General features: G+C 48.8%; 18 protein-coding genes. 17 read left to right on the top strand and 1 reads right to left on the bottom strand.

Going from position 1 to position 21,103, the window contains the following annotated elements; all coding sequences use genetic code 11:
• Nucleotides 1-3 precede the first annotated feature (3 nt).
• The 17 genes from DWY84_RS02270 to DWY84_RS17210 all read left to right on the top strand — a co-directional run bounded on the left by DWY84_RS02270 (nt 4) and on the right by DWY84_RS17210 (nt 20,113).
• A complete protein-coding gene (locus DWY84_RS02270) occupies nt 4-990 on the top strand; it encodes a diaminopimelate dehydrogenase (protein WP_118530486.1) in 987 nt (328 codons plus the stop codon).
• Nucleotides 991-1,438: 448 nt separating this feature from the next.
• A complete protein-coding gene (locus tag DWY84_RS02265; protein ID WP_118530484.1) occupies nt 1,439-2,221 on the top strand; it encodes an HAD family hydrolase in 783 nt (260 codons plus the stop codon).
• A gap of 17 nt (nt 2,222-2,238) precedes the next feature.
• Nucleotides 2,239-3,651, top strand: a complete 1,413-nt coding sequence (locus DWY84_RS02260; RefSeq protein WP_118530483.1) for a DUF2130 domain-containing protein — start codon at nt 2,239-2,241, stop codon at nt 3,649-3,651.
• A 33-nt stretch (nt 3,652-3,684) separates the two neighbouring features.
• Nucleotides 3,685-4,746, top strand: coding sequence for a peptidylprolyl isomerase (locus tag DWY84_RS02255; RefSeq protein WP_118530482.1), 1,062 nt, complete (start codon nt 3,685-3,687; stop codon nt 4,744-4,746).
• 80 nt (nt 4,747-4,826) lie between these two features.
• The gene (locus DWY84_RS02250; protein ID WP_118530480.1) at nt 4,827-5,327 is read left to right on the top strand and encodes a DUF5721 family protein; all 501 of its coding nucleotides are present in this window, start codon (nt 4,827-4,829) and stop codon (nt 5,325-5,327) included.
• Nucleotides 5,328-5,336: 9 nt separating this feature from the next.
• Complete coding sequence (locus tag DWY84_RS02245; RefSeq protein WP_118530479.1) at nt 5,337-6,464, top strand: helix-turn-helix domain-containing protein; 1,128 nt, start codon at nt 5,337-5,339, stop codon at nt 6,462-6,464.
• Nucleotides 6,461-7,975 carry a sensor histidine kinase gene (locus tag DWY84_RS02240; RefSeq protein ID WP_118530478.1) on the top strand — a complete coding sequence of 505 codons (1,515 nt, stop codon included), beginning with the start codon at nt 6,461-6,463 and terminating at the stop codon, nt 7,973-7,975. The genes DWY84_RS02245 and DWY84_RS02240 overlap by 4 nt, the downstream gene beginning before the upstream one ends.
• Before the next feature lie 208 nt (nt 7,976-8,183).
• Entirely contained in the window at nt 8,184-9,269 is a 1,086-nt protein-coding gene (locus tag DWY84_RS02235; protein ID WP_118530477.1) for an ABC transporter substrate-binding protein, read from the top strand.
• A gap of 174 nt (nt 9,270-9,443) precedes the next feature.
• Nucleotides 9,444-10,961, top strand: a complete 1,518-nt coding sequence (locus DWY84_RS02230; RefSeq protein WP_118530475.1) for a sugar ABC transporter ATP-binding protein — start codon at nt 9,444-9,446, stop codon at nt 10,959-10,961.
• 2 nt (nt 10,962-10,963) lie between these two features.
• The gene (locus DWY84_RS02225; protein WP_118530473.1) at nt 10,964-12,025 is read left to right on the top strand and encodes an ABC transporter permease; all 1,062 of its coding nucleotides are present in this window, start codon (nt 10,964-10,966) and stop codon (nt 12,023-12,025) included.
• A complete protein-coding gene (locus DWY84_RS02220) occupies nt 12,025-13,038 on the top strand; it encodes a sugar ABC transporter permease YjfF (RefSeq protein ID WP_118530471.1) in 1,014 nt (337 codons plus the stop codon). The genes DWY84_RS02225 and DWY84_RS02220 overlap by 1 nt, the downstream gene beginning before the upstream one ends.
• A gap of 148 nt (nt 13,039-13,186) precedes the next feature.
• Nucleotides 13,187-15,190: a molecular chaperone HtpG gene (gene htpG / locus DWY84_RS02215; protein WP_118530469.1), complete on the top strand. Its 2,004-nt coding sequence runs from the start codon at nt 13,187-13,189 to the stop codon at nt 15,188-15,190.
• 502 nt (nt 15,191-15,692) lie between these two features.
• Nucleotides 15,693-17,111 carry an SPFH domain-containing protein gene (locus tag DWY84_RS02210; protein WP_118530467.1) on the top strand — a complete coding sequence of 473 codons (1,419 nt, stop codon included), beginning with the start codon at nt 15,693-15,695 and terminating at the stop codon, nt 17,109-17,111.
• 97 nt (nt 17,112-17,208) lie between these two features.
• On the top strand, nt 17,209-18,300 hold the full coding sequence (locus DWY84_RS02205) for a hypothetical protein (protein ID WP_118530465.1): 1,092 nt from the start codon (nt 17,209-17,211) through the stop codon (nt 18,298-18,300).
• 16 nt (nt 18,301-18,316) lie between these two features.
• On the top strand, nt 18,317-19,144 hold the full coding sequence (locus tag DWY84_RS02200; RefSeq protein WP_118530463.1) for a TPM domain-containing protein: 828 nt from the start codon (nt 18,317-18,319) through the stop codon (nt 19,142-19,144).
• 148 nt (nt 19,145-19,292) lie between these two features.
• Nucleotides 19,293-19,721 carry a hypothetical protein gene (locus DWY84_RS02195; RefSeq protein ID WP_118530461.1) on the top strand — a complete coding sequence of 143 codons (429 nt, stop codon included), beginning with the start codon at nt 19,293-19,295 and terminating at the stop codon, nt 19,719-19,721.
• A gap of 206 nt (nt 19,722-19,927) precedes the next feature.
• A complete protein-coding gene (locus DWY84_RS17210) occupies nt 19,928-20,113 on the top strand; it encodes a hypothetical protein (RefSeq protein WP_147354262.1) in 186 nt (61 codons plus the stop codon).
• Nucleotides 20,114-20,372: 259 nt separating this feature from the next.
• On the opposite strand, the gene DWY84_RS02190 is transcribed toward DWY84_RS17210, so the two are convergent.
• Entirely contained in the window at nt 20,373-20,927 is a 555-nt protein-coding gene (locus DWY84_RS02190; protein WP_118530459.1) for a PadR family transcriptional regulator, read from the bottom strand.
• Between the last annotated feature and the right edge of the window lie 176 nt (nt 20,928-21,103).

Below are 21,103 nucleotides of genomic sequence, written 5' to 3'. Positions count from 1 at the left end.
GTTATGAGCATCAGAGTTGGTATTTTAGGTTACGGCAATCTGGGAAAAGGTGTTGAGAGCGCCATTGCCCAGAACGATGACATGGAGCTGAAGGCAGTCTTCACCCGCAGAAATCCGGAAAGCGTAAGCGTTCGCACCGCAGGCGTAAAGGTTCTGCAGGCAGATGAGCTGTCCCATATGCAGGACGAGCTGGATGTGCTGATCCTCTGTGGCGGCAGCGCAACCGATCTTCCGGTTCAGACTCCGCAGTACGCTTCCATGTACAATGTAGTAGATAGCTTCGACACCCACGCAAGAATTCCGGAGCACTTTGCGGCTGTTGACGCAGCAGCAAAGAAGGCGGGCAAGGTCAGCCTGATTTCCTGCGGCTGGGATCCGGGTATGTTCTCCTTAAACCGCCTGTACGCAAACTGCGTGCTGCCGGAAGGCAAGGATTACACCTTCTGGGGCAAGGGCGTAAGCCAGGGACATTCTGACGCAGTTCGCCGTATCGAGGGCGTAAAGGACTGCAGACAGTACACCATCCCGGTAGAGAAGGCAGTAGAGGCAGTCAGAAGCGGTTCCAACCCGGAGCTGACCACCAGAGAGAAACACACCAGAGAGTGCTTCGTGGTAGCTGAGGAAGGCGCAGACCTGGCTAAGATCGAGAACGAGATCAAGACCATGCCGAACTACTTCTCTGATTACGACACCACCGTTCACTTCATCACTGAGGAAGAGATGAAGCGCGACCACAGCGGACTGCCGCACGGCGGCATGGTGATCCGTACCGGCGTAACCGGAATGGAGAAAGAGCATAAGCATGTGATCGAGTACAGCTTAAAGCTGGATTCCAACCCGGAGTTCACCGGTTCTGTGATCGTGGCTTACGCAAGAGCAGTCAGCCGCATGAACAAAGAGGGCATGAGCGGATGCAAGACCGTATTTGATGTGGCACCGGCTTACCTGTCCCCGAAGAGCGCAGAAGAGCTGCGGGCACATATGCTGTAATAAAAATTTAAGAGCAATACCAATATAGGTCCGAAGCCGGTAATCCCGGCATACCGCTGCGCAAAATATGGGTATTGTGTTCGGACGATGCGGTTGACAGATGTTTGCGGATAGTCGGACAAGATCTCCGCCTTCCTCAAACACCAGTCGCTGCATAGCCGGACACGTATACCCATATTTATGCTCGCGGAATGCCGGGATAACCGGCTTCTGCTGTATTGACCCCACTACGAGAGAAATAAAATCAGCCAGAACGGTACTGATAAAAGCCATGATTTTCAGCTTTTACCAATACCGCCCCGGCCTGCTTTGGACCTTTCGCGAACATGATTTAAATTGTGATTTGCCTGCAGGCTGCGCGAAACGGTCCTCTTGACGGTTTGGGGCTTATAGTGTAAGTTAGTAGGGTATGAATGACTGTGAAACAATGATAGAAGAGGAGGAGCCCATGATTAAGCTGGTGGTATCAGATATTGACGGGACTTTGCTGGAGGATGGAGGCCATGAGCTGAATCCGGAACTGTTTGAGGTGATTTTAAAGCTTAGGGAGAAGGGCATGCAGTTTGCGGCGGCGAGCGGAAGGCAGTGGGCGAGTATTGAGCAGGTGTTTGACCCGATTAAGGAGAAGATTTTTTATCTGTCGGACAATGGCGCTTACGTGGGCTGCCATGGACGTCAGCTGTTTGTAAATCCCATTGACCGATCTCTGGTGGAAGAACTGGTGAAGGATATCCGTAAGGCGGGTCTGACGGTTATGGTGGGCGGACCAGATGTGGCTTACATGGAAAATCCGGATCCGGAATTTGAGGACTGGATTTTAAACGGCTATAAATTTCAGGCAAAAAGCGTAGAGGATGTTCTGGCGGTGGATGATCAGTTTATCAAGGTGTCCGCGTACCGGAAAACGGATATTGAGGCGCATACGAAGGAACTGCGTGAAAAGTACGGCAACCGTCTGAAAATGACCATTTCCGGTGATATGTGGCTGGACTGCATGGCAACCGGTGTGAACAAGGGTGCGGCTGTGAAGCTGTTACAGGAGAGTCTGGAGATTGCGCCGGAGGAGACGATTGCTTTCGGTGACCAGTTAAACGATATCGAGATGCTGGGCCGGGCTTACTACAGCTTTGCTATCGGAAATGCAAGACCGGAGGTCAAGGCAGCGACCAGATTTCAGACCGATACGAATGTGCGGGATGGTGTGCTGAAAATTCTGAAGCTGCTGGTATAAGGAAAGGTTTTAAATATATGGAAAAGAAACTGGTATGCCCCAACTGCGGGGAACCATTTGAGATTGATGAAAAAGGTTACGCGGCCATCGCGAAGCAGGTGCGGGACAAGGAGTTTAAGGAAGAACTGACCCGCCAGCAGGCATCTCTGGAGGCAGAGAAGCGGACTGCCCTGGAACTGGCAAAGTCCCAGACTGCGGAAAGCTACGAGAAACAGCTGGCGGCGAAAGAGGCGGAAATTCTGAAGCTGAAAGCCCGGAGCGAGCAGGCGGAAAAGCAGCAGGAACTGGCGGTGGCCCGGGCAGAGGCGGCACTAAAAGAGCAGATGCAGGAGAAAATCCAGCGCCAGCAGGCAGAGCTCACGGAATTGAAAGCCCAGACGGAGCTCACGAAAAAACAGGCAGAACTGGCGGAGAAGCAAGTTGCACAGCAGGAAAAAACCTTGAGGGAAAGCCTGGATGCGCAGCTGAAGCAGCAGCGGGAGAGCTACGAAGCGCAGCTGAAGCAGCAGGAGCAGTCCATGAAAGAGCGATACGAGGCAGAGCGTCAGCTTCAGGAAAAAGCCGTTAAGGAGCGTTACGAGATCCAGCTCAAAGACAAAGACGAGATGATTGAGTATTACCGTGACTTAAAGGCGAAGCAGTCCACGAAGATGGTGGGCGAGACGTTGGAGCAGCACTGCGAGGTTTCCTTCAATCAGGTGCGGGCCATCGGCTTTCAGAATGCCTACTTCGAAAAAGATAATGAAGTTTCCAAAAGCGGAAGTAAGGGCGATTATATCTTCCGGGACTATGATGAGAATGGCCTGGAGTACATTTCCATCATGTTTGAGATGAAGAATGAGAACGAGACCACAGCGACCAAGCACAAGAACGCGGATTTCTTAAAAGAACTGGACAAGGACCGCCGGGAGAAGGGCTGTGAGTATGCGGTGCTGGTAACATTGCTGGAGGCGGATAATGATTACTATAATACGGGCATCGTGGACATGTCCCACAGGTATCCGAAGATGTACGTGATCCGCCCGCAGTTTTTTATTCAGATCATCACCATTCTGCGGAATGCTGCCATGAATTCCCTGCAGTACAAGAGGGAACTGGAGACAATGCGGAATCAGAATCTGGATATTACCCGTTTTGAGGAGAAGCTTCTGGATTTTAAAGATAAGTTTGGCCGCAACTATACGCTGGCCAGCGACCGCTTCCAGAAGGCCATTGATGAGATCGACAAGACCATCGACCATCTGCAGAAGGTGAAGGACAACCTGCTGGCATCGGAGAATAATCTGCGTCTGGCAAACAATAAGCTGGATGATCTGACCATCAAGAAGCTGACCTGGAAGAATCCGACCATGCAGGAGAAATTTGCCGAGGCGCGGGCAGCGGTCATTCCGGAAAAAGGGCAGGCAGAATCTGGACAGAACGCAGATTAGGAAAAAGATAGATGGAAAATCAGGATTAAAAGAATGAGAAATCAGAAAACAGAAACAGAGAGACTTACTGGTGACAGGGAAAATTTCAGAAGTCTGCCCAAAAAACAGAAGTGGTATAGCAGAAGCATGCGGGGATTTCGGGCAGTCATGCTGGCATTTTTTGCGGCAGCGCAGCTTACCTTCCTTACTGCCTGCAGCGTCAACATCCCCATGGTGTCTGACAGTGCGGCTACAGAAGGCTACACGGATGCCCAGACAATGCTCATCATAGCCACGGAGCGCAACCGTTACCGTCAGGTTTACACGGACCAGATCTGGAACGTGGAGGTCAGTGATGACAAGACGCCGTTTCAGACCTACCTGCTGGAGCAGATCCGCGCGTTTTTAAGCGAGATCCGGTCCATGAACCTTCTGGCAGACGAGGAGGGGCTGACGTTAAATAGTCAGGAACGGGAGCAGTTAAAGCAGCTGGCAGATGATTATTATGCTTCCCTCACCGATGCGGATAAGGCTTACATCAAAGCATCGCGGGATGATGTATACACAATGTATGAGGCCTATCATCGGGCCAATAAGCTGGTGGACGAGCTGACAAAGGATGTGAGCCTGGAAATCAGTGACAGTGAAGCACGGGTGATCCAGGTGCAGGAAATCGCGGTCAGCGAGGAAGCAAAGGCACAGGAAGTGTACGAAAAGGTTGTAAGTGAGGGCGCGGATTTTGCGGCCACCGCCAGAAAAGAATCGGAAAATTCAGAAATTGACGTAATCGTCGGGCGCGGCGAACGCGACGATGCCTATGAAAGTAACGTGTTTGCGCTGGAAACCGGTGCGGTTACGGAGCCGTTTTTATGGCGGGGAAAATGGTATGTAGTGAAATGCGTCAATGATTTTGACGAGGATGCAACGCTGGAGCGTAAAAACAATATGGCGCTGGAGCGCAAAAACAAGGCGTTTCGGAGCATTTATGATTCCTTTGAGGCAGAGCATAAGGTGGAAATTGAGGGCAGCATCTGGAACAAGGTCTCTCTGAGTGACGGAGCTGACTGCACTACTTCGGATTTCTTTGAGCGTTATCACGAGGTGATGGGCGAGTAGAACGTGCCGGCAGTGTGAGACGCAGCATGGCGTGCAGCAGGGCAGAAATAAAACCAGGCAGCAAAAGGGGGAATTTGCGCATGATCGCATTAAAAATAGAAGATTTGAAAACATTTACCGCGCAGCTTTTCATGGGAGAGACCTTTGACCACTGGCTGGTGCGGGAGGCAAATATCGTGACCTTCAACAGTTTTACGATAGATGGTCGTATCCGCCAGGGATACTATTCGGACGAGGAACTGGAAAAAAACCGCATTGAGGAGCTTTCTTCCTGGAAAGCCCTGCGCCCCTTCTGCTATTCTCTGATCAAGGGGAAAAAGCTTCCGGAAAGCTTTCAGATCACGATGCAGCTGTCACCAGAGGAGAATGAAAAATTTATCCGACGGGTAAAACCGGATTTCCCGGCGGAGCAGGTGGCGGCGCTTTACTTAAATATCCGCTACGAGAACCATGCGGCGGCCTGTGTGACCGGGACATCGCTTAAGGTGTTTACGCTGGACAAACAAATCGAGCGGGAATGGGATGATACAGTGCGCAGATATTTCAAAAAGCTGCAGATTCCCTGCGTAGAAGCAAACTAGGAGGTGGGTATGATAAAGGTATTTCTTGTGGAAGATGAAGCAATTATCCGGCGCGGGATTAAAAAAAATGTAGAGTGGGAGAAAAACGGTTTTGAGTTTGTCGGGGAGGCCGGGGATGGGGAATACGCGTATCCGCAGATCTTAAAGACCGAACCGGATATTCTGATCACGGATATTAAGATGCCGTTTATGGATGGGCTGGAGTTAAGCCATCTGGTAAAAAAAATCCTTCCGAATACGAAAATCATCATTCTCAGCGGATACAATGAGTTTGAGTACGCCAAAGAGGCTATCACCATCGGAATCAGCGAATATCTGCTCAAACCGGTTACCGCCGCCAGCCTGACGGCAGTACTCCGCAAAGTAAAGGAAGAAATCCGGGAAGAAAAGGAAAAATCCAGACTGTTGGAACGATATTTTGTGAGCTATGAAAAATACAATGCATTCCTCGATAAGACCGATTACACGGGAGTGGACCGGAAACTGATCCAGGATTTTTTAAAGCTTGGCTCCGCCGGGGAAGAGGGCATGTTTATTGATGAGTACCTTGCGGCGGTGGGCGAGAACAACTACCGCTCCCTTTTGCTGCGCCAGTACATGACCATCGATATTTTTTTCTGCGTGCAGGAATTTTTAAAGGGCCTCAGTGTCTGCGCGGACGAAATTCCGCCGGAGCTTGGCGATATCAAGTATATTCCCAAAATTGTCGTAAGCGAGGAACAGACGGTTTCCTATCTGAAAGAATTGTTCGCGTTTGCGATCTCAGAACGTGACCGGGTATCCGGCAACCGCTATGGTTCGCTGATCGATACCGCAAAGCAGTATCTTGCGGAACATTTTGAGAGCAATGACGTTTCCCTGAATACCGTAGCAGCGCAGGTCGGAGTCAGCAGCAGCTATTTTTCTTCTATTTTTAAGCAGGAAACCGGGCAGTCCTTTGTAGAATACCTGACGAAGCTGAGAATTGACAAAGCGTGTGAGCTTCTGCGCTGTACCACACTTCGGACCGCGGAGATCGGAGAACGGGTCGGATACAATGATCCCCATTATTTCAGCGCCACATTTAAAAAGGTGACGGGGGTATCGCCGAAGGACTATAAAAACGGCGGCCAGGAACCGGAAAGAAGAACGGTATGAACATTGCGAAACGGATAGCCAGCAAGGTATCTTTGAAGGAACGGATGCGTCTGCTGATCATTCTGACAGTCATTCCGCTTACGGTGATGGTGCTTGGCATCGTTGCCATGATCTACAATTACTCCGGCTCCTATAACCGGATCATGGCGAATCTGAAGGTCATTAATACCTATAATATGAACTTTAAGTCGGACATGGAATACTCCATGTACCGGGTCATGATTGGCCTGATCAACACAAAAGAGTTCGAAAACGGAGATATCCTGGAAGGGGAGAGCCAGTATGCCACGGTAGTAAAAAATCCGTTTCACATGATCGAGGAGGCCCGGTACGACATGGAAAAACGGATTACAAGAACTCCTGGCAGTGATGGAGATATCAGCATCAAAGGGATCTTATCCTGCCTTGATTCCCTGGAAAAAGCAGTGCAGAAGATGGTTGAGAATTCCAACAAGGCGGGGCGGTATGATGAGAACAGTGCCATTTGGGAAAATGATATCCAGGGCCTGTGTTCCATGATCCAGGATTATATCAACAAATATATTTATTACGAAACCCGCAACATGGAGAATCTGCAGCGGGACCTGGAAATCCACACCAGGCAGAGCGTTTATACATTTATGGTTCTGCTGGCAGTCATTCTGACGACCGGAATCATGTTTTCCGCCATGCTGACCAATTCGGTGACCAGGCCGATCAGCAGCCTGAAAATGACGGCAGAGCGCCTGGGAAACGGAGACTGGAATGCCAGGGCAGAGACGGGAAGCCTGGAAGAGATTAATGTTCTTGCGCGCACCTTCAACCAGATGAGCGAGGAAATCGCGGGCCTGATCGAGCGGATCCGGAAGGAGCAGAAGAACCTTCACATTGCGGAAATGAAGCTTCTGCAGGCACAGATCAACCCTCATTTTTTGTATAATACCCTGGATTCTATCGTCTGGATGGCGGAGGATGGAGATAACCAGAAGGTGGTGGAAATGACTTCGGATCTCAGTGATTTTTTCCGGACAGTCCTTTCCGGTGGTTCTGACTTTATTCCCATCGAAGAGGAAAAACGCCACATCGAAAGCTATCTGAAGATCCAGAAAATCCGATACGAGGATATTCTGGATTACCGGATCGTCATTGAGGAGCAGATCCTGCACAAACGGGTTCTGAAAATGCTGCTTCAGCCAATCGTTGAAAACGCGCTCTACCATGGAATTAAAAATAAGCGGGGCGGAGGCACCATTGTAATCCGCGGTTATGAGGACAAAAGCGGCGTGGTATTTGAGGTAGAAGATAACGGCCATGGAATGGATCCGGATACCTTACATGCGTTGCGGGATAAGGTAAATGGCTGCAGCGTGATGTCGGAGGTCAGTGAGCGGGGCGGCTTTGGTATGTCTAATGTGGCCCAGCGCATCCGGATGTATTATGGAACGGAGGCGTCGATTACGATTGAATCGGAAGAACAGGTTGGTACCTGTGTGAAAATTTATATCGGACATGGACAGCTAGTAGGGAAGTAAACTTTATAAAATCTAAAGAAAACACACGTCCATTGAAAGAAAACACACCAATTTCGAAAAAAAGAGAAAAAAGAGTCGAAAAAATCAGCAAAATCAGTAAAATAATCCAATTTTTTCAAAAAAAGCTCTGTTTCAAAAAGCAGAGCTTTTTTTTATAATAAAAGTACGATGTGAGTTCGGAATCATATTTAAAAGGAGGAAGGTATTTATGAAAAAGAAACTGATGGCAATCGCTATGACAGCAGCTATGGTGGGGTCTCTTACAGCCTGCGGCGGAGGAGCAAAGGAAACAACAGCAGCTCCGACAGAAGCGGCTAAGACAGAAGCTGCAGAAACGGAAGCGAAAGCAGAAGAGAGTAAAGAAGCGGATGCAGGATCCGGTAAAGCAGACGGTGATCTGATCACAGTCGGCTACGCACAGGTTGGCGCAGAGTCTGACTGGAGAACCGCAAACACCGAGTCCTTCAAATCTACCTTTACCGAGGAAAACGGTTACAAGCTGATCTTTGATGACGCACAGCAGAAACAGGAGAACCAGATCAAGGCAATCCGTTCCTTCATTCAGCAGGAAGTTGACTATATCGTAGTAGCACCTGTAGTAGAGACCGGATGGGAGACCGTTCTGGAAGAGGCAAAGGAAGCAGGAATTCCGGTTATCCTGTCTGACCGTCAGATGCAGCTTTCCGATGATTCCCTGTATGAGGCATGGGTAGGCGGAAACTTCGTAAAAGAGGGCGAGACCTGTGGTGACTGGCTGGCTAAATATCTGGAAGACCAGGGACGCGGCGACGAAGAAATCAATATGGTAACCATTCAGGGTACCATCGGTGCATCCGCACAGGTTGGCCGTACCGAAGGTATGGATAACAAGTTAAAAGAGCACTCCAACTGGAAGATGCTGGACAGACAGTCTGGTGAATTCACTCAGGCAAAGGGCCAGGAAGTTATGGAGTCCTTCTTAAAGAGTTACCCGGATATCGACGTTGTTATCTGTGAGAACGATAACGAGGCATTTGGCGCAATCGATGCGATCCACGCAGCAGGCAAGACCTGTGGCCCGAACGGCGACATCATCGTAGTAAGCTTTGACTCTGTTAAGGCAGCTTTCGAATCCATGATCAAAGGCGATCTGAACGCAACCTTCGAGTGCAACCCGCTTCATGGACCGCGTGTAGCAGAAATCATCCAGAAACTGGAAAAGGGCGAGCAGGTTGACAAGGTCCAGTACGTAGACGAAGCATACTTTGATACCTCCATGGATCTTGAAAATATTCTGAAAGACAGAGCATATTAATTCAGAATGACCATCCGTGACAGGAACGGAATGGATCACGATACATGAGTTCCGTCATGCAGGATACAGAGTGCGGAGCCGGAGGCTGAGGCTTCCGGCCCCGCACTATTTGCTTTACAGGAAACATTTCGTATAAGGAAAGTTTGAGATTAGCTGATAGGAGGCAAAGCTTTTATGGAGCAAGGTTCAGTTCTTGAAATGAGAGGAATTTACAAAACATTCCCTGGAGTAAAAGCTCTGCAGAATGTAGATTTTACACTGAAAAAGGGCGAGATCCATGCCCTGATGGGAGAAAATGGTGCCGGAAAATCTACCCTGATCAAAGTTCTTACTGGAGTAGAGGAATTTGAGACCGGGCAGATCATGATCGATGGAATTGATCACGCCATCATCAACCGCAGCCCGCAGGAGGCACAGCAGCGGGGAATCAGTACGGTATATCAGGAGGTAAACCTCTGTCCGAATCTTTCTGTCGCAGAGAACCTGTTTATTGGCAGAGAGCCAAGAAAAGGCGGACTGATCGACTGGAAGACCATGAATAAGAGAGCAAGTGAGCTTTTAAAAAGCCTTGATATAAACGCAGAAGCAACCCAGACGATCGATCATTATTCCATTGCGATCCAGCAGATGATTGCCATCGCGCGCGCGGTGGATATGTCCGCAAAGGTTCTGATCCTGGATGAGCCGACCTCGTCCCTGGATGACAATGAAGTAGAAAAGCTGTTTACCCTGATGCGGAAGCTGCGGGATGAGGGCGTCGGAATCATTTTCGTAACCCATTTCCTGGAGCAAGTATATGCGGTCTGCGATAAGATTACGGTTCTTCGAAACGGTCAGCTGGTCGGACAGTTTACGACCGCAGAGCTGCCGCGTTTCCAGCTGGTAGCAAAGATGATGGGCAAGGATTTCGATGACCTGGCCGCAATCAAGCACAGTGGAGAGGAAGAGCGGAACTTTGACGGAGAAGACATTGTGATCAAGGCGGCTGGCCTTGGAAAACAGGGCTACATCAAGCCATTTGATCTGGTGATCCGCAAGGGCGAAGTCATTGGCCTGACCGGTCTTCTTGGTTCCGGACGTTCTGAGACCGTCCGCGTGATTTACGGCGCAGAAAAGCCGGATACCGGAGAACTGGAGGTGAAGGGAGAAAAGCTTCTTTCCAGACATCCGATCGATTCCATGAACCGTGGCATGGCATATCTTCCAGAGGATCGTAAGAATGAAGGAATCATTGCAGATCTTTCTGTAAGAGAAAACATGATCATTGCGCTGCAGGCGAAGCAGGGAATGTTCCATCTGCTGAGCAGAAAGCAGCAGGAAGAGTATACCGATAAATACATCGATATGCTTCAGATCAAGACGGCGAGCCGCGAAACTCCGATCAAGTCCCTGTCCGGCGGCAACCAGCAGAAGGTGATTATCGGCAGATGGCTTCTGACGAATCCGGATTTTCTGGTGCTGGACGAGCCGACCAGAGGTATTGATGTCGGAACCAAGACCGAGATTCAGAAACTGGTAGTAGAACTGGCAGAAAAAGGAATGGCAGTCGTGTTCATTTCTTCTGAAGTGGAGGAAATGCTTCGTACCTGTGACCGCATGGTTGTTCTTCGCGATGGCGCGAAGGTCGGTGAGCTGAGCGGCACAGAGATGAACCAGGCTTCCATCATGACAACGATCGCAGGGGGGCAGTAAGTATGAAAGATTTTAATATCAAAAAATTGACATCGCAGAGATTATTTCTGCCGGTCTTCTGTCTGGTACTGGTTCTTCTTGTCAACATTATGACAACGCCGGACTTCTTTTCCATTTCCATCCGGGATGGCGTCCTGTACGGATATATCATTGATATCATCAACCGTGCATCGGAACTGGTGATCCTGGCCATCGGCATGACGCTGGTGGTATCGGCTTCTGCCGGTACGGATATTTCCGTTGGCGCGATCATGGCTGTGAGCGCGGCAGTCTGCTGTAACATTCTGACTGGCGGAGAGCGTGCGGCTACAGAGTATGCAAGTCCTCTGATCCTTGGTTTTCTTGCAGCACTGGTAATCGGTATGCTGATCGGATCCTTTAACGGATTTCTGGTTGCAAAATTAAAAATCCAGCCAATGGTAGCGACCCTGATTATGTTCACGGCCGGCCGCGGAATCGCGCAGCTGATCACCGATGGACAGATTACATATGTACGTGTGGAGAGCTACAAGATCCTGGGAAGCTTCCTCCCACATGTGCCAGTACCGACACCGTTTATTGTGGCTATGCTCATGGTACTCCTGACGGCACTGCTTTTAAGAAAGACGGCGCTGGGACTGTACATTCAGTCGGTCGGCATCAACGCAAAGGCCTCCAGGCTGGTAGGAATTAAATCCACCATGATCGTGTTCCTTGCGTACGCGTTTTGCGGAATCTGCTCCGGTCTGGCAGGCCTGATTGCTTCCAGCCGTATCTATTCCGCGGATGCAAACAACATTGGACTGAACATGGAGCTGGATGCGATTCTGGCAGTCGCGATCGGCGGAAACTCTCTTGGAGGCGGTAAATTCTCACTGGCAGGTTCTGTTATTGGCGCTTATACGATCCAGGCCCTGACGACAACCCTTTACGCAATGCATGTATCTTCGGATCAGGTTCCGGTGTACAAGGCAATCGTCGTTGTCATTATCGTGGCACTTCAGTCACCGGGCTTTGCGAAATGGCGTAAGTCCATTGCCCAGAAAAAAGCAGCGCAGATGAACGCGGGAAAGGAGGCTGCATAATGAAACAGAAAAAAAAGCTGAACCAGACCAGCTTCCTTTTGCTGATCACGATCGTATTGTTCTTTGTTATGTATGCCATTGGCTGTGTCATATTTAAGGAGCAGGGCTTCGCAAAGACCCAGAACTTCTTAAACCTGTTTATTTCCAACGCAGGCCTGATCGTGATCGGTGTCGGCATGACCACCGTTATGATCACCGGCGGCATTGATATCAGCGTTGGTTCCTTCGTTGCCATGGCCTGCATGATGCTGGCCTGGATGATGGAGCGGGCACAGATCGGCGCGGTTCCCGCAGTTCTGATCGTGCTGGTAACCGGAATCGTATTTGGACTTGTGCAGGGATTTCTTGTAGCTTATATGGACATTCAGCCATTCATTGTAACCCTGGCCGGCATGTTCTTTGCGCGAGGCATGACCGCGATCATTTCCAAGGATATGATCAGCATTACCAACGAAACCTTTATGGCATGGGCAAAAGCAAAGATCTATCTTCCGTTTGGCGGCTATGTAAACCGAAAAGGCGTCATGATCTATCCTTACATCTATCCGACGGTGGTGATCGCGCTGATCATTCTGATCCTGGCGTTCATCATGCTGCGCTACACAAAATTCGGACGCAGCATCTATGCAGTCGGCGGCAATGAGCAGTCCGCCCTGATGATGGGCTTAAATGTCCGCCGCGTAAAACTGAAAGCCTATGTTCTGGATGGCTTTTTATGCGGAGTTGGCGGCATCCTGTTTTGTCTGAACACCCTGGGCGGTTTCGTAGAGCAGGCGAAAGGCTTTGAGATGGATGCGATCGCGTCTTCCGTTATTGGCGGTACGCTGCTGACTGGTGGTGTCGGCAACGTGATCGGAACCCTGTTTGGTGTTCTGATCAAGGCAACCATCGAAGCATTCATTACCTTCCAGGGAACCCTGTCTTCCTGGTGGACCCGTATTACAATCGCGGCACTTCTTTGCTTCTTCATTGTGTTACAGTCCATTCTTGCCATGGTGAAGAAGAAAAATTAAAAATTTATAAATTATTAGCACTCAACGTGATTGAGTGCTAATTTTTTATTGACTTTTCGATTTCATGGTATTAAAATACCGTTATGGTAATTCGAAAAGCGGTCAGATGGCCGGCTTTCAATTTTGAATCGAAAAGGAGCAATGCATTATGAGCAGAACAGGTAATTTATCCATAAACAGTGAAAATATATTTCCGATCATCAAGAAGTGGCTGTATTCCGACCACGATATCTTCTACCGTGAGCTGGTTTCCAACGGCTGCGATGCCATCACCAAGTTAAAGAAGCTGGAGCTGATGGGCGAGTACACCAAGCCGGAAGACATGGAGTACAAGGTACAGGTTACCGTGAACCCGGATGACAAGACCATTGCCATTACCGATAACGGCCTGGGCATGACTGAGGCTGAGGTAGAGGAGTACATCAACCAGATCGCCTTCTCCGGCGCCCAGGATTTCCTGGAGAAATACAAAGACAAAGCCAACGAAGACCAGATCATCGGTCATTTCGGTTTAGGTTTCTATTCTGCATTTATGGTAGCAGACAAGGTAACCATTGATACCCTTTCCTACAAAGAGGGCAGCAAGCCGGTTCACTGGGAGTCTGAGGGCGGCCTGACCTTCGAGATGAAGGATGGCGAGAAAGCAGAGCAGGGAACCACCATCACCCTCTACTTAAATGAAGACAGCTACGAGTTCTCCAACGAGTACCGCGCAAGAGAAGTCCTGGAGAAATACTGTTCCTTCATGCCGATTCCGATCTTTTTAAACAATGAGAAGGCAGAGCCGCAGTATGAGACCATCGAGAAGGATGAGCTCACCGACAAGGACACCATCATCGAGACCATCGTAGAGCCGGCCAAGACCGAGGAGAAGGAAAACGAGAAGGGCGAGAAAGAGACCGTAGAGACCGAACCAGCCAGAGAAAAATACAAAATCCTGAAACGTCCGGTTGCATTAAACGACACCACTCCGCTGTGGAGCAAGCATCCGAACGAGTGCACCGATGAGGAGTACCGCGATTTCTACCGCAAGGTCTTCCACGATTACAAGGAGCCGTTGTTCTGGATTCACTTAAATATGGACTATCCGTTCAACTTAAAGGGTATCCTGTACTTCCCGAAGATCAACACGGAGTACGATTCCATCGAAGGAACCATCAAGCTGTACAACAACCAGGTCTTCATTGCAGATAACATTAAGGAGGTCATTCCGGAGTTTCTGATGCTGTTAAAGGGCGCTATTGACTGCCCGGATCTGCCGCTGAACGTATCCAGAAGCGCTCTGCAGAACGATGGATTTGTCAAGAAGATTTCCGACTATATCACCAAGAAGGTAGCCGACAAGTTAAGCGGCATGTGCAAGACCGACCGCGAGAATTATGAGAAATACTGGGATGACATCGCTCCGTTCATCAAATTCGGCTGCATCAAGGACGAGAAGTTTGCGGAGAAGATGAACGACTACATCCTCTTTAAGAACCTGGACGGCAAGTACTTAACCTTAAAGGACTGCCTGGAGGAGAACAAAGAGAAGCACGAGAATACCGTCTTCTACGTGACCGATGAGAAAGAGCAGAGCCAGTACATCAACATGTTCAAGAAGGAAGGCCTGGACGCAGTTATCCTGCCCCACAGCATCGACAGCCCGTTCATTGGCCATCTGGAGCAGAAGAACGAGGGCTTGAAGTTTTTACGCATCGATGCAGACTTAAACAGCACCTTCAAGGAAGAGGTCAAGGATGACGATGAGGAATTCAAGAAGACCTCCGAGACTCTGACTGAGACCTTCAAGAAGGCTCTTGGCAATGATAAGCTTGAGATTAAGGTCGAGAAGCTGAAAGACGAGAGCATTTCCTCCATGCTGACTGTATCTGAGGAGACCCGCCGTATGCAGGATATGATGAAGATGTACAATATGTACGGCATGGATCCTTCCATGTTCGGCGGCGCAGGCGAGACCCTGGTATTAAATGCCAACAACAAGCTGGTTCAGTATGTGCTGAATCACGGTGAGGGCGAGAATACCAAGAAGATCTGCGAACAGCTCTACGATCTGGCTCTGTTGGCTCACGGCAGCTTAAGTCCGGAGCGCATGACCGGATTTGTGGCACGCACCAATGAGATCATGATGATGCTGGCAGAAGCCAAATAAAAATTTAGGGTTAAAACCAATAAAGGTCCGAAGCTGGTAATCCCGGCATACCGCTGCGCAAAATATGGGTATTGTGTTCGGACGATGCAGCTGACAGATGTTTGCGGATAGTTGGACAAGATGTCCGCCTACCTCAAACAGCAGTCTCTGCATAGCCGGACACGTATACCCATATTTATGCTCCGCGGAATGCGGGGATAACCGGCTTCTGCTGTATTGCACCCGCTAAGAGAGAAATTAAATCAGCCAGAACGGTATTGATAAAAACCGGAAATTTCAGCTTTTTACCAGTACCACCCCGGCCTGCTTCGGATCTTTCGCGAACATGATTTAAATTGTTATTATAGGATAGCGACTCTGCAAAGAACACCGTTAGCAGATATTTTTGTACAAAAAACGAATAATACTGTCAACGGTGTTTTTTATTGTAAAAATATGGTATAGTAACCATAGAAGGCCGCGTTCGATTTTGGGAGCGGTAGTTGAAAGGAGCAGATTACATATGGGACTGATCAGAGCAGCAGCAGGCGCACTTGGGGGAACTCTGGCGGACCAGTGGAAAGAATTTTTCTACTGTGATGCCATGGAGAAAGACATACTGGTAAAGAGGGGCCAGAAGCGAACCTCTTCCCGTTCTGCAAATACAAAGGGAAATGACAACATCATTTCCAATGGCAGCGGCATTGCGGTGGCGGACGGTCAGTGTATGCTGATCGTGGAGCAGGGAAAAGTTGTGGAGGTCTGTGCGGAGCCAGGTGAATTTACTTATGACAGCTCTACCGAGCCGAGCATTTTTACCGGAAATCTGGGAGACAGCATCAAGGAGACATTTAAAATTGTTGGTAAGCGTTTCACCTATGGGGGTGATACGGCAAAGGATCAGCGGGTTTATTACATTAACACGAAGGAGCTGGGCGAGATTCTGTTTGGAACAGCTACGCCGATTCCGTTCCGTGTGGTAGTGGATGAGTCTCTTGGCTATAAGCTGTCGGTGGATATCCGCTGCAACGGTCTGTTTACTTATAAAATCTGTGATCCGCTTCTGTTTTATACCAACGTATGCGGAAATGTAGTAGATACCTATGAGAGCGATGAGATCGCAGCCCGCTTAAAAGGCGAAATGATGACTGCCCTGCAGCCGGCTCTGGCAAAGCTTTCCGCACGGAAAATCCAGTATTATGAGATCCCGGCTCATACCATGGAAATCTCCGATGCGTTAAATGAAGTGCTGTCCGGTTCCTGGCGGCAGAAACGAGGCATTGAGGTTTTCTCTGTCAACATTAATTCCTTAAGTATTCCGGATGACCAGAGAAAGAAGCTGACCGAGTGGGAAGAGAATGCCATGACTACCAATCCGAATACAGCAGCAGCACGCCTGGTTGGCGGTCAGATTGATTCCATGAAAGCTGCAGCATCCAACAGCGGCGGCGCTATGACCGGATTCATGGGAATGGGCATGGCCATGAATGCAGGCGGCGGCATGAATGCGCAGAACCTCTTTGCCATGGGCCAGCAGCAGGCACAGGCAGCGCCTCAGCAGGCACAGGCTGGCGCGGCAAACACCTGGACCTGTTCTTGTGGAGCAACTGTGAGCGGAAAATTCTGTCCGGAGTGCGGCGCAAAGAAGCCGGAACCGAAGATGCAGGCGGCAGGCAGCTGGACCTGCGCAAAATGCGGCACCCAGGCTACCGGAAAGTTCTGTCCGGAGTGCGGAGCACCGAAACCGGCAGACGGCTGGACCTGTTCCTGCGGAACTGTGAACAAGGGTAAATTCTGCAGCAACTGCGGAGCAAAGAAGCCGGCTGGCGCATTACTCTACAAGTGCGACAAATGTGGCTGGGAGCCGGAAGATCCGGCCCATCCGCCGAAATTCTGCCCGGAATGCGGAGACCCGTTTGATGAGGGCGATATGGTAAGATAACGATTGGTAAAATAACACACACGAAAACGGAAAACCGCTGAGGCTGGACCGGAATGCGTCAGCGGTTTTTCCAATGAGAAAAGATCGGAGAAACTACATGGGAGAATTACAGGAATACAAATGCCCCTGCTGTGGAGGCGGAATCCGTTTCGACAGCAAAGCACAGAAACTGAAATGTCCGTTCTGTGATACGGAATTTGAAATGGAAGCGTTGCAGCAGTACGACGCGACCCTGAAACAGGAAAAAAAGGATGATATGAAATGGGAGAAGGCGGAAGGCAGTGCCTGGAAAGAAGGCGAGGAACAGGGCCTGAATACCTACCACTGCGAATCCTGTGGCGGTGAGATCGTGGCAGACGAAAATACGGCGGCATCCACCTGCCCGTTCTGTGGAAATCCCATTGTCATGACAGGAAAGCTTTCCGGAGAACTTCGCCCGGATATTCTGATTCCGTTTAAGCTGGATAAAAAGGCTGCGAAGGCTGGCCTGATAAAGCATCTGGAGGGCAAGAAACTTCTTCCAAAGATCTTTAAGGATCAGAATCACATTGATGAGATTCGCGGAATCTATGTTCCGTTCTGGCTGTTCAATACCGAGGCGGATGCGAATATCCGCTACCGCGGAACCAGAACACGTTTCTGGAGCGACAGCAAATATAACTATACGGAGACCAGTTACTTCCTGATCAACCGGGGCGGAACCATTGGATTTGAAAAAGTGCCGGTAGACGGTGATTCCAAGATTCCGGATGATCTGATGGAATCCATTGAACCTTACGACTTAAAAGAGGCAGTTCCATTCCAGGCGGCTTATCTGGCCGGATATCTGGCAGACCGCTATGATGTGGATTCAGAAAAGAGTGCGCCGCGTGCGAACGAACGTGTGAAAAAATCAGTGGAACGTGCCTTTGAAGAGACTGTAACCGGTTACGCTACGGTGATGACGGAAAACAGCAGTGTTCAGCTTCGTGATGGCAGTGCCCAGTATGCCCTGCTTCCGGTGTGGATCTTAAACACCACCTGGGAGGGAAAACATTATCTGTTTGCTATGAACGGACAGACCGGTAAATTTGTCGGCGACCTCCCGGCAGATAAGAATGCGGCACGGAAGATGACCATTAAGCTTACAGTGATCATTACGATCGTAGTCTATATCCTGCGTCTGATTTTATGGATGTTTGGAATTTAACGGGAGGGAATGGAAGATGAAAAAGAAAAAAACATATGCAGCCGTTATGCTTGCGGCAGGCCTCCTTTCCCTTCTGGGCTGTGTCCCGGCGTTTGCGGATGCGGAGGGATTTTCCGAGGAGTACAGCCGGTTTCAGGATCCGGACGGAATTCTTTCCGGGGATGAGGCAGAAGAACTGAATGAGAAACTGGATGAGATCAGCCATGATCAGGAGTTTGATGTGACGGCAGCGCTGGTAAACAGTCTTGGCGGCAGCAGTGTACAGGATTATGCGGATGATCTTTATGATATGTGTGACTTTGGCTATGGAGCAGACCGTGATGGTGTACTGCTGTTGGTAAGCCTGGAAGACCATGACTGGTACATTTCCACATCTGGGTATGGAATTACAGCATTCACAGACGCAGGCATCCAGTACATTGGAGAACAGATCAAACCAGATCTGGCAGACGGAAACTATCTGGACGCATTTGAAACCTATGCAGATCAGTGTGATAATTTCATTAACCAGGCAAACAGCGGAGAACCTTACGATGTAGATCATATGCCGAAAGAACCGCTGTCTCCGATCTGGTTTGGAATTTCCTTTATAGTCGGACTTGGCGGCGCGCTTTTGGTGGTTGGCGTCAATAAGAGTGAATTGAAGAGCGTCGGAAAACAGAATGAAGCACAGAATTACGTTCGTCCTGGCAGCATGAGGGTTACAAAGCGCAGTGATCTGTTCCTGTACCGGAAGGTAACCAGAACCGAAAAGCCACAGCCAAAGAGCTCCGGCTCGGGTGGCAGCAGCACCCACACCTCATCCTCTGGAAATACGCATGGGGGCGGCGGCGGAAAGTTCTAAAATCAAAACAAAAGTCAGTTATCAAAAAATGTTTATGTCCTGAAAAAAGAACAGAAATCTTACTTGTCAAATATTCCTATATCCTTATAATAGGAAGAAGCGCACTCTCGGCGCAATCTACAATTCGAGTAAAACAGAGGTAGGACAGATGTACAAAGGCATAAAGAAATTAGCAGAACTGATTTTAGAATCCGAAAAAAAATTCCTCACTGGTCAGGATGAGCAGGAAATTTATCTTAGCAGTCTTTTGAAGACAGGCGCTCAGGATGAAATCTGGGTTAGCGAAGACGGTGAGTATCATACCGTTATGATCGGCAACAGGGAAGAACAGGACAACAGCATGCAGGTGTGTCATGAGTCTGAGCATCCTGTCTGCCTCCCGAAATTACTTTGGATCGCAAATGCGCTCCAGAAGCTTTTAGAGCAGGCAAATGGCAACCTTCCGATTGAGGAAGATGAGAATCCGGAGCTGATCCGCTATGCAGCAGACATTATCCGCAAGTACGCAGATGGCCTTTCTCATGACCAGCGCAGCGCAAAGGAGATCTGTGAGGAAAACAGACGGAACATCGCGTAGTACGGCAGTGATATTGATATAATAAGACGAAAAGTCTCTTATGTGAAGATGATGAAGAGTCATCTGCGCATAAGAGACTTTTTTTATTTTTCATTCAGTTTTTTCATATTTCAATTGAAACAGCTAAGGAACTTATTTTTAGTGTTGGTGGTATTGCTGGAAGTGGTTATGCCTTTAGATTAGCAGCGCAACAGGCCTCAAAATTTTTGAACGTGTTTTGGCCAGGAGCAGGTTCTGTTGTTAGCAGCGGTATTGCTACATTTGGAACCAATTGTATAGGAAAAGCAGCTATATCTTATTATACTGACGAAAAGATGCTTGAAGAAGTTAAAAAGCGCTTTGAAGAAGACAAGAAAAAGGAAGTAGAATCAAACATATTCTTGTTACAATAAAATCAGGTATATCCTTCAGAAAATTGATGAAAATCTGACGTATGATTATCTGCATGCTTCGGAAGATAATCTCTGGAGTATTCTTTATCTGACCGGATGTACGCAAAGGAGTACAAAGAGGATTACGAAGAGGATTACGATGAGATTTTCCGCTATGGAATCTCCTTTTATAAGAAACGCTGCCTTGTAAGCAGGCAATAAAAAAGAAACCCAGTTATAGAATTCGCAATATTTGCGGTTCTTATAGCTGGGTTTTTCTTTACTTTTCTTCTTCCGGACAGCGGGCAAGGCAGTTCTGAAGCCATGCGATGTAAGATTCCTCGCGCATGATGGCCCCCTCGAGCACCATGAAATCTCCGAACTCCCGGGTTCCAACGGCGGGAGCCTGATCATGGTAGTTTTTGTGCATGATATCCGTGAGATATTTCTTTTTCAGGATGTGCTTTTCAAGCTGCAGAGTAAGCTGGGTTTTCAGCTCTTTCGGCGTCATGAAATCAGAGAAGTACATACGCAGGCGGAAGACATCTTTCGGGGTTGGCTCCAGCGGTTCGTTTTTCATGAGCCATTCCTGAAGCTGCGCCCTTCCATCTGGTGTGATGGAATACAGCTTTTTCTCCAGCTTTTCACCCTGGATCACGACTTCGCAGGTAACCAGCTTTTCGTCCATCAGGCGGCCAAGCTCCGGATAGACCTGACTGTGCTTGGCATACCAGAAGTTAGCCAGATTATTGCTGTTGAATTCCCGGGTGATATCGTAACCAGTCATGGGTTCCCGGTTGATCAGACCAAGAATGGCGTATTTCAATGTTCGCATATGAGCGATCCTCCCTAATATGATAAAATGGCGGTTTCGTTGGAAAGCAAACGAATTCCCAATCATGACCTGTAAAGATTGATATGTCAATTTTAACATAAAAATGAAAAATGAAAAGTAAAAAAATAAACGGAATAAAAAGAAAAATGCGATAAGTAAAAAATGACAGAAATATA

It is taken from the genome of Clostridium sp. AF27-2AA (assembly GCF_003478505.1).
Classification (GTDB): Bacteria; Bacillota; Clostridia; order Lachnospirales; family Lachnospiraceae; genus Brotaphodocola.
Note: the sequence above shows the minus strand (reverse complement) of the source record. Positions and strands in the feature narration are given on the sequence as shown.

What these genes read in the sequence shown, in the direction of transcription:
- DWY84_RS02200 (WP_118530463.1), top strand. Translation starts at nt 18,317, where the DNA reads ATGAAAAAGAAAAAAACATATGCAGCCGTTATGCTTGCGGCAGGCCTC.
- DWY84_RS02190 (WP_118530459.1), bottom strand. Translation starts at nt 20,927, where the DNA reads ATGCGAACATTGAAATACGCCATTCTTGGTCTGATCAACCGGGAACCC.
- DWY84_RS02225 (WP_118530473.1), top strand. Translation starts at nt 10,964, where the DNA reads ATGAAAGATTTTAATATCAAAAAATTGACATCGCAGAGATTATTTCTG.
- DWY84_RS02230 (WP_118530475.1), top strand. Translation starts at nt 9,444, where the DNA reads ATGGAGCAAGGTTCAGTTCTTGAAATGAGAGGAATTTACAAAACATTC.
- DWY84_RS02210 (WP_118530467.1), top strand. Translation starts at nt 15,693, where the DNA reads ATGGGACTGATCAGAGCAGCAGCAGGCGCACTTGGGGGAACTCTGGCG.
- htpG (WP_118530469.1), top strand. Translation starts at nt 13,187, where the DNA reads ATGAGCAGAACAGGTAATTTATCCATAAACAGTGAAAATATATTTCCG.
- DWY84_RS02235 (WP_118530477.1), top strand. Translation starts at nt 8,184, where the DNA reads ATGAAAAAGAAACTGATGGCAATCGCTATGACAGCAGCTATGGTGGGG.
- DWY84_RS02260 (WP_118530483.1), top strand. Translation starts at nt 2,239, where the DNA reads ATGGAAAAGAAACTGGTATGCCCCAACTGCGGGGAACCATTTGAGATT.
- DWY84_RS02270 (WP_118530486.1), top strand. Translation starts at nt 4, where the DNA reads ATGAGCATCAGAGTTGGTATTTTAGGTTACGGCAATCTGGGAAAAGGT.
- DWY84_RS02250 (WP_118530480.1), top strand. Translation starts at nt 4,827, where the DNA reads ATGATCGCATTAAAAATAGAAGATTTGAAAACATTTACCGCGCAGCTT.
- DWY84_RS02205 (WP_118530465.1), top strand. Translation starts at nt 17,209, where the DNA reads ATGGGAGAATTACAGGAATACAAATGCCCCTGCTGTGGAGGCGGAATC.
- DWY84_RS02220 (WP_118530471.1), top strand. Translation starts at nt 12,025, where the DNA reads ATGAAACAGAAAAAAAAGCTGAACCAGACCAGCTTCCTTTTGCTGATC.
- DWY84_RS02245 (WP_118530479.1), top strand. Translation starts at nt 5,337, where the DNA reads ATGATAAAGGTATTTCTTGTGGAAGATGAAGCAATTATCCGGCGCGGG.
- DWY84_RS02255 (WP_118530482.1), top strand. Translation starts at nt 3,685, where the DNA reads ATGAGAAATCAGAAAACAGAAACAGAGAGACTTACTGGTGACAGGGAA.
- DWY84_RS02195 (WP_118530461.1), top strand. Translation starts at nt 19,293, where the DNA reads ATGTACAAAGGCATAAAGAAATTAGCAGAACTGATTTTAGAATCCGAA.
- DWY84_RS02265 (WP_118530484.1), top strand. Translation starts at nt 1,439, where the DNA reads ATGATTAAGCTGGTGGTATCAGATATTGACGGGACTTTGCTGGAGGAT.
- DWY84_RS02240 (WP_118530478.1), top strand. Translation starts at nt 6,461, where the DNA reads ATGAACATTGCGAAACGGATAGCCAGCAAGGTATCTTTGAAGGAACGG.